At 42.8% G+C, this 9866-nt stretch carries 12 protein-coding genes; all 12 read left to right on the top strand.

From position 1 onward, the window contains the following. The first annotated feature begins 114 nt into the window (after positions 1–114). Positions 115–549 (top strand): fatty acid biosynthesis transcriptional regulator FabT, encoded by a 435-nt coding sequence (fabT, locus tag WKI42_RS07955; protein WP_000386353.1) that lies wholly within the window; start codon positions 115–117, stop codon positions 547–549. After that, the gene (locus tag WKI42_RS07960) at positions 549–1523 is read left to right on the top strand and encodes a beta-ketoacyl-ACP synthase III (RefSeq protein ID WP_368081637.1); all 975 of its coding nucleotides are present in this window, start codon (positions 549–551) and stop codon (positions 1521–1523) included. The genes fabT and WKI42_RS07960 overlap by 1 nt, the downstream gene beginning before the upstream one ends. A 58-nt stretch (positions 1524–1581) precedes the next feature. Next, positions 1582–1806: an acyl carrier protein gene (locus tag WKI42_RS07965; RefSeq protein ID WP_000257838.1), complete on the top strand. Its 225-nt coding sequence runs from the start codon at positions 1582–1584 to the stop codon at positions 1804–1806. 116 nt (positions 1807–1922) lie between these two features. Then, entirely contained in the window at positions 1923–2897 is a 975-nt protein-coding gene (fabK, locus tag WKI42_RS07970; protein ID WP_173254668.1) for an enoyl-[acyl-carrier-protein] reductase FabK, read from the top strand. Further along, positions 2890–3813, top strand: coding sequence for an ACP S-malonyltransferase (gene fabD / locus WKI42_RS07975; protein WP_368081638.1), 924 nt, complete (start codon positions 2890–2892; stop codon positions 3811–3813). The genes fabK and fabD overlap by 8 nt, the downstream gene beginning before the upstream one ends. A 40-nt stretch (positions 3814–3853) precedes the next feature. Beyond that, positions 3854–4585, top strand: coding sequence for a 3-oxoacyl-[acyl-carrier-protein] reductase (gene fabG, locus WKI42_RS07980; RefSeq protein WP_368081639.1), 732 nt, complete (start codon positions 3854–3856; stop codon positions 4583–4585). Positions 4586–4606: 21 nt separating this feature from the next. Then, complete coding sequence (gene fabF / locus WKI42_RS07985) at positions 4607–5842, top strand: beta-ketoacyl-ACP synthase II (RefSeq protein ID WP_368081640.1); 1236 nt, start codon at positions 4607–4609, stop codon at positions 5840–5842. 2 nt (positions 5843–5844) lie between these two features. Further along, positions 5845–6330: an acetyl-CoA carboxylase biotin carboxyl carrier protein gene (gene accB, locus WKI42_RS07990; protein WP_368081641.1), complete on the top strand. Its 486-nt coding sequence runs from the start codon at positions 5845–5847 to the stop codon at positions 6328–6330. Continuing rightward, the gene (gene fabZ, locus WKI42_RS07995) at positions 6327–6749 is read left to right on the top strand and encodes a 3-hydroxyacyl-ACP dehydratase FabZ (RefSeq protein WP_000565515.1); all 423 of its coding nucleotides are present in this window, start codon (positions 6327–6329) and stop codon (positions 6747–6749) included. The genes accB and fabZ overlap by 4 nt, the downstream gene beginning before the upstream one ends. An 11-nt stretch (positions 6750–6760) precedes the next feature. Further along, the gene (locus WKI42_RS08000) at positions 6761–8128 is read left to right on the top strand and encodes an acetyl-CoA carboxylase biotin carboxylase subunit (protein ID WP_261020332.1); all 1368 of its coding nucleotides are present in this window, start codon (positions 6761–6763) and stop codon (positions 8126–8128) included. Between the two features lie 36 nt (positions 8129–8164). After that, on the top strand, positions 8165–9031 hold the full coding sequence (gene accD / locus WKI42_RS08005) for an acetyl-CoA carboxylase, carboxyltransferase subunit beta (protein ID WP_368081642.1): 867 nt from the start codon (positions 8165–8167) through the stop codon (positions 9029–9031). Continuing rightward, positions 9028–9795, top strand: coding sequence for an acetyl-CoA carboxylase carboxyl transferase subunit alpha (locus WKI42_RS08010; protein ID WP_176139386.1), 768 nt, complete (start codon positions 9028–9030; stop codon positions 9793–9795). The genes accD and WKI42_RS08010 overlap by 4 nt, the downstream gene beginning before the upstream one ends. The last annotated feature ends 71 nt before the right edge of the window (positions 9796–9866 follow it).

Raw genomic sequence — 9866 nt, forward strand, 5'->3', positions numbered from 1 at the left:
CCTAAATTTACAGGAAAATAAAAAAATACTTGCATCATTCTTTGAACTTTGATATAATTCTCTTGTCAAATGTTTTGATTGTAAAAGTTTTTTTGAGAAGGAGGGAAAGAAAGATTGGACTACCAACGAATTAATGAATATTTAACATCTATATTTAACAATGTCCTTGTCATTGAGGAAGTGAGCTTGAGAGGTAGTCGTTTCAAGGATATCTCCATCAAAGAAATGCATACGATTGATGTGATTGGGAAATTCCCAGACGTGACACCAAGTCAAGTGTCAAAAGAGTTGATGGTGACTCTTGGGACAGTTACGACTAGTTTGAATAATCTCGAACGCAAGGGTTACATTGAACGCATTCGCTCAGAGCAGGATCGTCGTGTGGTGCATCTACATTTGACAAAGAAGGGTCGCTTAGTTCATAGGCTACATAAACGCTTCCACAAGGCCATGGTTGAAAAAATCATTGATGGTATGAGTAAGGAAGAAATTGATGTTATGAGCAAAGGTTTGACCAATCTTTATCAATTTTTGGAGGATTTGAAATAATGGCTTTTGCAAAAATAAGCCAGGTTGCTCATTATGTGCCAGAGCAAGTGGTTACAAATCACGACTTGGCTCAGATTATGGATACCAATGATGAGTGGATTTCAAGTCGGACGGGAATACGACAAAGGCATATTTCAAGAACAGAATCTACCAGTGATTTGGCTACAGAGGTTGCTAAGAAACTGATGACAAAAGCTGGAATCACAGGAGAGGAGCTGGATTTTATCATCCTAGCTACCATTACTCCAGATTCGATGATGCCCTCTACAGCTGCTCGTGTTCAAGCTAATATTGGTGCTAATAAGGCCTTTGCTTTTGACCTAACAGCTGCTTGTAGTGGATTTGTATTTGCTTTGTCAACTGCTGAAAAGTTTATCGCTTCTGGTCGCTTTCAAAAAGGCTTGGTGATTGGTAGTGAAACCCTCTCTAAAGCAGTCGATTGGTCAGACCGATCAACAGCTGTTTTGTTTGGAGATGGTGCTGGTGGAGTCTTGCTAGAAGCTAGCGAGCAAGAGTATTTCTTAGCTGAGAGTCTCAATAGCGATGGAAGTCGCAGCGAGTGTCTGACCTATGGACATTCAGGCCTACATTCTCCGTTTTCAAATCAAGAAAATGCAGATTCATTTTTGAAGATGGATGGACGCGCAGTCTTTGATTTTGCCATTCGAGATGTAGCTAAATCTATCAAGCAGACTATTGAAGAATCTCCTGTAGAGGCGACAGACTTGGATTATCTGCTACTTCATCAGGCTAATGACCGTATTTTGGATAAGATGGCTAGGAAAATCGGTGTCGACCGAGACAAACTTCCAGCCAATATGATGGAATATGGCAATACCAGTGCAGCCAGTATCCCGATTTTACTTTCAGAGTGTGTAGAACAAGGCCTCATCCGTTTAGATGGTAGCCAGACTGTTCTGCTATCAGGCTTCGGTGGAGGCTTGACCTGGGGCACACTCATTCTTACAATTTAGGTAATCATGTGGTGAACACATTGTTATAAAAAACTATTTATTTTAAAGGAGTCCTATCATGGCAGTATTTGAAAAAGTACAAGAAATTATCGTTGAAGAACTTGGAAAAGACGCATCAGAAGTAACACTTGAATCAACTTTTGATGATTTGGACGCAGATTCATTGGACTTGTTCCAAGTAATCTCAGAAATTGAAGATGCTTTTGATATCCAAATCGAAGCAGAAGATGACTTGAAAACAGTTGGTGACTTGGTTGCCTACGTTGAAGAGCAAACAAAATAAGCAGAATATGAATAGAAGGAGTAGGGAAACCCGCTCCCTCTTGTTTAGGCAATAGTTTGATTTTCAAATTATGACAGTATCGAACTATTACGTAAGCAAGAAACGATGGAGGCACTATGAAAACGCGTATTACAGAATTATTGAACATTGAGTATCCTATTTTCCAAGGAGGAATGGCTTGGGTTGCTGATGGTGATTTGGCAGGAGCTGTTTCCAAGGCTGGAGGACTAGGGATTATCGGTGGTGGGAATGCCCCGAAAGAAGTCGTCAAGGCAAATATTGACAAGATCAAATCGTTAACGGATAAACCCTTTGGTGTCAACATCATGCTCTTGTCTCCCTTTGTGGAAGATATTGTAGACCTCGTTATCGAGGAAGGTGTTAAGGTAGTGACAACAGGTGCAGGAAATCCTGGTAAATACATGGAACGTTTTCATGAAGCAGGGATTACAGTTATTCCAGTTGTACCAAGTGTTGCCCTAGCTAAACGCATGGAAAAAATCGGTGCGGACGCTGTTATCGCAGAAGGAATGGAAGCTGGGGGACATATCGGTAAATTAACAACCATGACCTTGGTGCGTCAAGTGGTGGCAGCTGTATCTATTCCTGTTATTGCTGCAGGAGGAATTGCGGATGGTGAAGGTGCTGCGGCTGGATTTATGCTAGGTGCAGAGGCTGTTCAGGTTGGAACTCGCTTTGTCGTTGCCAAAGAGTCTAATGCCCATCCAAATTATAAGGCGAAAATTTTAAAAGCTAGAGATATCGATACTACGATTTCAGCTCAACACTTTGGGCATGCAGTTCGAGCTATTAAAAACCAATTGACTCGTGATTTTGAAAAAGCTGAGAAAGATGCCTTTAAACAGGAAAATCCTGATTTAGAAATCTTTGAACAAATGGGAGCGGGTGCTCTAGCCAAAGCGGTTGTTCACGGAGATGTGGATGGTGGCTCTGTCATGGCAGGTCAGATTGCAGGGCTTGTTTCTAAAGAAGAAACCGTTGAAGAAATCCTAAAAGATTTGTATTACGGAGCAGCTAAGAAAATTCAAGAAGAAGCCTCTCGTTGGGCAGGAGTTGTAAGAAATGACTAAAACAGCCTTTTTATTTGCTGGTCAAGGTGCCCAGTATCTAGGTATGGGACGGGATCTCTATGATCACTACCCTATTGTCAAAGAAACGATTGATCAAGCAAGTCAGGTGCTTGGTTATGATTTGCGTCATCTCATTGATACGGAAGAAGAAAAACTCAATCAGACCCGCTATACGCAACCAGCTATTTTAGCAACTTCAGTTGCTATCTATCGTTTATTGCAAGAAAAGGGCTATCAGCCTGATATGGTTGCTGGTTTGTCTCTTGGAGAATACTCTGCCTTGGTGGCCAGCGGCGCCTTGGATTTTGAAGATGCGGTTGCCTTGGTAGCTGAGCGTGGAGCCTATATGGAAGAAGCGGCCCCTGCTGGTTCTGGCAAGATGGTAGCAGTTCTCAATACGCCAGTAGAGGTCATTGAAGAAGCCTGTCAAAAAGCTTCTGAACTTGGAGTGGTTACTCCAGCCAACTATAATACACCTGCACAAATTGTGATTGGTGGAGAAGTGGATGCAGTTGACCGAGCTGTCGAACTCTTGCAGGAAGCAGGTGCCAAACGCTTGATTCCTCTCAAGGTGTCAGGTCCCTTTCATACCGCTCTCCTTGAGTCTGCTAGCCAGAAACTAGCTGAAACTCTAGCTCAGGTAAGTTTTTCAGATTTTACTTGTCCCCTAGTCGGCAATACAGAAGCTGCTGTCATGAAAAAAGAAGACATTGCTCAACTTTTGACGCGTCAGGTCAAGGAGCCAGTTCGTTTTTATGAGAGTATTGCAGTTATGCAAGAAGCAGGCGTAACCAACTTTATCGAGATTGGACCGGGGAAAGTTTTGTCAGGCTTTGTCAAAAAAATTGATAAAACGGTTAAACTAGCCAATGTTGAAGATCAGGCGAGTTTGGAAGCCTTGCTAGAAAACGAGTAATCCCTTCTCCCATAAATACAAGAGGAAACAGGAGAAAAGAATGCAACTAAAAAATAAAAATATTTTTATTACAGGTTCGAGTCGTGGAATTGGTCTTGCCATTGCCCACAAGTTTGCTCAAGCAGGAGCCAACATTGCCTTAAACAGCCGTGGGGCAATTTCAGAGGACTTGCTAGCCGAGTTTGCAGACTATGGTGTCAAGGTAGTTCCCATTTCAGGAGATGTATCCGATTTTGCAGACGCTAAGCGTATGGTTGATCAAGCTATTGTAGAGCTGGGTTCAGTAGATGTTTTGGTCAACAATGCAGGAATTACCCAAGATACCCTGATGCTCAAGATGACAGAAGCGGATTTTGAAAAAGTTCTCAAGGTTAACTTGACCGGTGCCTTTAACATGACACAATCAGTCTTGAAACCGATGATGAAAGCCAGAGAAGGTGCTATCATCAATATGTCTAGTGTTGTTGGTTTGATGGGAAATATCGGTCAAGCTAACTATGCTGCTTCTAAGGCTGGTTTGATTGGTTTTACCAAGTCTGTGGCGCGTGAAGTGGCCAATCGCAATATCAGAGTTAATGCTATTGCACCTGGAATGATTGAGTCCGATATGACAGCTGTCCTATCAGACAAGGTCAAAGATGCCATGCTGGCGCAAATTCCTATGAAAGCATTTGGGCAGGCGGAGCAGGTTGCAGATTTGACAGTATTTTTAGCAGGCCAAGATTATCTAACTGGTCAAGTGGTTGCCATTGATGGTGGCTTAAGTATGTAGCAGAAGCTAGAGGTGAGAAAGATGAAACTAAATCGCGTAGTAGTAACAGGTTATGGAGTAACATCTCCAATCGGAAATACACCAGAAGAATTTTGGAATAGCTTGACAACTGGAAAAATCGGAATTGGTCCAATTACAAAATTTGATCATAGTGACTTTGATGTGCATAATGCAGCAGAAATTCAAGATTTTCCTTTTGATAAATACTTTGTTAAGAAAGATACCAATCGTTTCGATAACTATTCTTTATATGCCTTGTATGCGGCCCAAGAAGCTGTCAATCATGCAGGTCTTGATGTAGAGGCTCTTGATAAAGATCGTTTTGGTGTTATTGTTGCCTCAGGTATTGGTGGAATCAAAGAAATTGAAGATCAAGTGCTACGCCTAAATGACAAAGGACCAAAACGTGTGAAACCATTGACCCTTCCAAAAGCCTTACCAAATATGGCTTCAGGAAATGTTGCTATGCGTTTTGGAGCAAACGGTGTTTGTAAATCCATCAATACTGCCTGCGCTTCATCAAATGACGCGATTGGGGATGCCTTCCGCTCAATTAAATTTGGTTTCCAAGACGTTATGTTGGTAGGTGGTTCAGAAGCCTCTATCACACCTTTTGCTATTGCTGGTTTCCAAGCCCTAACAGCTCTCTCTACTACAGAGGATCCAGCTCGTGCTTCTATCCCATTTGATAAGGACAGAAATGGGTTTGTTATGGGAGAAGGTTCAGGGATGTTGGTTCTTGAAAGCCTTGAACACGCTGAAAAACGTGGGGCTACTATCCTTGCTGAAGTGGTTGGTTACGGAAATACTTGTGATGCCTACCACATGACTTCACCACATCCAGAAGGTCAAGGAGCTATCAAGGCCATCAAACTAGCCTTGGAAGAAGCTGAGATTTCTCCAGAGCAAGTAGCCTATGTCAATGCTCACGGAACCTCAACTCCTGCCAATGAAAAAGGAGAAAGTGGTGCGATCGTAGCTGTTCTTGGTAAGGAAGTACCTGTATCATCAACCAAGTCTTTTACAGGACATTTGCTGGGTGCTGCAGGTGCAGTAGAAGCTATTGTCACCATCGAGGCTATGCGTCATAACTTTGTACCAATGACAGCTGGAACAAGTGAAGTATCAGATTATATCGAAGCCAATGTCGTTTATGGACAAGGCTTGGAGCAAGAAATTCCATACGCTATTTCAAATACTTTTGGTTTTGGTGGCCACAATGCAGTTCTTGCTTTCAAACGTTGGGAGAATAAATAAGTATGAATTTAAACGATATTAAAGACTTGATGGCTCAATTTGACCAGTCAAGTTTGAGAGAATTTTCTTATAAAAATGGGACGGATGAGTTGCAGTTTAGCAAGAATGAAGCTAGACTTGTATCTGAAGCTGTAGCTCAAGTTGCTCCAGCACCTGTTCTAGCAACACCAAGTCCAGTAGCTCCTACACCTGCTCCAGCAGAGACTGTAACAGAAGAGGTTCCAGCTCCAGCTGAAGTAAATGTGGCTGCTGAGGGAGATCTTGTAGAGAGTCCACTTGTTGGGGTGGCTTACTTGGCTGCTGGTCCTGATAAACCTGCCTTCGTCACAGTTGGTGATAGTGTCAAAAAAGGTCAAACATTGGTCATCATCGAAGCTATGAAAGTCATGAATGAAATTCCAGCACCTAAGGATGGTGTGGTAACGGAAATTCTCGTTTCTAATGAAGAAATGGTTGAGTTTGGTAAAGGATTGGTACGAATCAAATGATTGATATTCAAGGAATCAAAGAAGCCCTTCCCCACCGTTATCCTATGCTCCTAGTGGACCGTGTATTGGAAGTGAGCGAGGATACCATCGTTGCTATCAAAAATGTGACCATTAACGAGCCCTTCTTTAACGGCCATTTTCCTCAATATCCAGTTATGCCAGGTGTTCTGATCATGGAAGCCTTGGCGCAAACAGCTGGTGTGTTGGAATTGTCAAAACCTGAAAATAAAGGAAAACTGGTCTTTTACGCTGGTATGGACAAGGTTAAATTCAAGAAGCAAGTTGTACCAGGCGACCAATTGGTTATGACAGCGACTTTTGTAAAACGTCGTGGCACAATCGCTGTGGTTGAAGCAAAGGCTGAAGTGGATGGCAAGCTTGCAGCTAGTGGTACTCTTACCTTTGCAATTGGGAACTAAGGAGGTTCTCCATGTTTCGAAAAATTTTAATTGCCAATCGTGGTGAAATTGCGGTTCGTATTATTCGTGCGGCGCGTGAATTGGGCATTGCGACCGTAGCAGTCTATTCAACTGCTGATAAGGAAGCCCTTCATACGCTTTTGGCAGATGAAGCAGTTTGTATCGGTCCTGGTAAGGCAACAGAGTCTTATCTTAATATTAACGCGGTTCTATCAGCCGCAGTTTTGACTGAGGCAGAAGCTATTCACCCAGGTTTTGGATTTCTCAGTGAAAATTCCAAATTTGCAACCATGTGTGAAGAGGTGGGAATCAAGTTTATCGGTCCATCTGGTCATGTTATGGATATGATGGGGGATAAGATCAATGCGCGTGCTCAGATGATTAAAGCTGGTGTACCTGTCATTCCAGGTTCGGATGGAGAAGTGCATAACTCTGAGGAAGCTTTGATTGTTGCTGAAAAAATTGGCTATCCTGTTATGCTCAAGGCTTCAGCAGGTGGAGGTGGTAAAGGGATTCGTAAGGTTGAAAAACCAGAAGACCTCGTATCAGCCTTTGAAACTGCCTCTAGTGAGGCCAAGGCCAATTATGGCAATGGTGCCATGTACATAGAACGGGTTATCTATCCAGCTCGTCACATCGAGGTTCAAATCCTAGGAGATGAACACGGAAATGTGATTCACTTGGGTGAACGGGATTGTTCTCTTCAACGGAATAACCAAAAGGTTTTGGAAGAAAGTCCTTCAATTGCAATCGGCAAAACGCTACGCAATGAAATTGGTTCTGCTGCTGTTCGAGCTGCAGAGTCTGTTGGTTATGAAAATGCAGGAACAATTGAGTTTCTCCTTGATGAAGCAAGTGGCAATTTCTATTTTATGGAAATGAATACTCGTGTACAAGTAGAACATCCAGTAACAGAATTTGTTTCAGGTGTGGATATCGTTAAGGAACAGATTCGCATTGCGGCAGGTCAACCTCTGTCTGTTAAGCAAGAAGATATTGTCCTACGCGGTCATGCCATCGAGTGTCGTATCAATGCAGAAAATCCAGCCTTTAACTTTGCTCCAAGTCCAGGTAAGATCACCAATCTCTATCTTCCAAGTGGAGGAGTTGGCTTGCGCGTGGATTCAGCAGTTTATCCAGGATATACCATTCCGCCTTATTATGATAGTATGATTGCTAAAATCATCGTTCATGGTGAAAATCGTTTTGATGCCTTGATGAAAATGCAACGTGCCCTCTATGAACTAGAGATTGAAGGAGTGCAGACCAATGCAGATTTCCAGCTTGACCTCATTTCAGATCGCAATGTCATTGCTGGGGATTACGATACTTCCTTCTTGATGGAAACATTCTTACCTAAATATCAAGAAAAAGAATAAAATGACTTCAAGAGTTTAAACCGAAAAGGGGAATCAATGGCTCTATTTAGTAAAAAAGATAAGTATATTCGAATCAATCCCAATCGTTCGGTTAGGGAAAAACCTCAAGCTAAGCCAGAGGTTCCAGATGAATTATTCTCCCAGTGTCCAGGCTGTAAGCATACCATCTATCAGAAGGATCTGGGAAGTGAGCGTATCTGTCCACATTGTAGCTACACCTTTCGTATTTCTGCCCAAGAACGTTTGGCTTTGACGATTGATATGGGAACCTTCAAGGAATTGTTTACAGGACTTGAAAGCAAGGATCCCTTGCATTTCCCTGGTTACCAAAAGAAACTAGCAACTATGCGTGAAAAAACAGGGCTGGATGAAGCTGTTGTGACAGGAACTGCTCTTATTAAAGGTCAGACTGTGGCTCTTGGTATTATGGATTCCAACTTTATCATGGCTTCTATGGGTACGGTTGTAGGGGAAAAAATCACTCGCTTATTTGAGTATGCAACTGTCGAACAATTGCCAGTTGTTCTCTTTACAGCCTCTGGTGGAGCCCGTATGCAGGAAGGAATCATGAGTCTCATGCAGATGGCCAAGATTTCTGCAGCGGTTAAACGCCATTCAAATGCTGGTCTCTTTTACCTGACCATTTTAACAGATCCAACGACAGGTGGTGTAACAGCTTCCTTCGCTATGGAAGGCGATATCATTCTGGCTGAACCACAGAGTTTGGTCGGTTTTGCTGGGCGCCGTGTCATTGAAAATACGGTTCGTGAAAGCTTGCCTGAGGATTTCCAAAAGGCAGAATTCCTATTGGAACATGGCTTTGTGGATGCTATTGTCAAAAGAAGAGACTTGCCAGATACGATTGCTAGCCTTGTCAGATTGCACGGAGGGGGGCCTAGATGAATATTGCAAAAATAGTCAGAGAAGCGCGTGAGCAGAGTCGCTTGACAACTTTAGACTTTGCGACAGGCATTTTTGATGACTTTATCCAATTACACGGTGACCGTTCTTTTCGTGATGATGGTGCAGTTGTTGGTGGTATTGGCTGGCTTGGAGATCAAGCTGTAACAGTAGTTGGTATCCAAAAAGGTAAGAGTTTACAAGACAATCTCAAACGGAATTTTGGTCAACCGCATCCAGAAGGCTACCGCAAGGCCCTGCGTTTGATGAAACAGGCTGAAAAGTTTGGCCGTCCAGTTGTGACCTTTATCAATACAGCAGGAGCCTATCCTGGTGTGGGAGCGGAAGAACGTGGACAGGGAGAAGCCATTGCTCGCAATCTCATGGAAATGAGTGATCTGAGAGTTCCTATTATCGCTATCATTATCGGTGAAGGTGGTTCAGGTGGTGCTCTGGCTCTAGCAGTCGCAGACCGTGTCTGGATGCTGGAAAATTCTATCTATGCTATTCTCAGCCCAGAAGGCTTTGCTTCCATTCTCTGGAAGGACGGCAGTCGTGCCATGGAAGCAGCAGAGTTGATGAAAATCACTTCACACGAGTTGTTAGAAATGGACGTAGTAGACAAGGTGATTTCTGAAGCAGGACTTTCTAGCAAAGAACTGATTAAGAGTGTCAAAAAAGAACTCCAAACGGAGCTGGCTAGACTTTCACAAAAACCGTTAGAAGAGTTGTTGGAAGAACGCTATCAACGATTTAGAAAATACTAATATAAAAACTAGAACTGGCAGTCAGTTCTAGTTTTTATGTGCTTCTTATACTCAATGAAAATCAAAGAGCC

It is taken from the genome of Streptococcus pseudopneumoniae (assembly GCF_038148935.1).
GTDB lineage: Bacteria > Bacillota > Bacilli > Lactobacillales > Streptococcaceae > Streptococcus > Streptococcus pseudopneumoniae_U.

What these genes read in the sequence shown, in the direction of transcription:
- WKI42_RS07960 (WP_368081637.1), top strand. Translation starts at nt 549, where the DNA reads ATGGCTTTTGCAAAAATAAGCCAGGTTGCTCATTATGTGCCAGAGCAA.
- WKI42_RS07965 (WP_000257838.1), top strand. Translation starts at nt 1,582, where the DNA reads ATGGCAGTATTTGAAAAAGTACAAGAAATTATCGTTGAAGAACTTGGA.
- fabK (WP_173254668.1), top strand. Translation starts at nt 1,923, where the DNA reads ATGAAAACGCGTATTACAGAATTATTGAACATTGAGTATCCTATTTTC.
- fabD (WP_368081638.1), top strand. Translation starts at nt 2,890, where the DNA reads ATGACTAAAACAGCCTTTTTATTTGCTGGTCAAGGTGCCCAGTATCTA.
- fabG (WP_368081639.1), top strand. Translation starts at nt 3,854, where the DNA reads ATGCAACTAAAAAATAAAAATATTTTTATTACAGGTTCGAGTCGTGGA.
- fabF (WP_368081640.1), top strand. Translation starts at nt 4,607, where the DNA reads ATGAAACTAAATCGCGTAGTAGTAACAGGTTATGGAGTAACATCTCCA.
- accB (WP_368081641.1), top strand. Translation starts at nt 5,845, where the DNA reads ATGAATTTAAACGATATTAAAGACTTGATGGCTCAATTTGACCAGTCA.
- fabZ (WP_000565515.1), top strand. Translation starts at nt 6,327, where the DNA reads ATGATTGATATTCAAGGAATCAAAGAAGCCCTTCCCCACCGTTATCCT.
- WKI42_RS08000 (WP_261020332.1), top strand. Translation starts at nt 6,761, where the DNA reads ATGTTTCGAAAAATTTTAATTGCCAATCGTGGTGAAATTGCGGTTCGT.
- accD (WP_368081642.1), top strand. Translation starts at nt 8,165, where the DNA reads ATGGCTCTATTTAGTAAAAAAGATAAGTATATTCGAATCAATCCCAAT.
- WKI42_RS08010 (WP_176139386.1), top strand. Translation starts at nt 9,028, where the DNA reads ATGAATATTGCAAAAATAGTCAGAGAAGCGCGTGAGCAGAGTCGCTTG.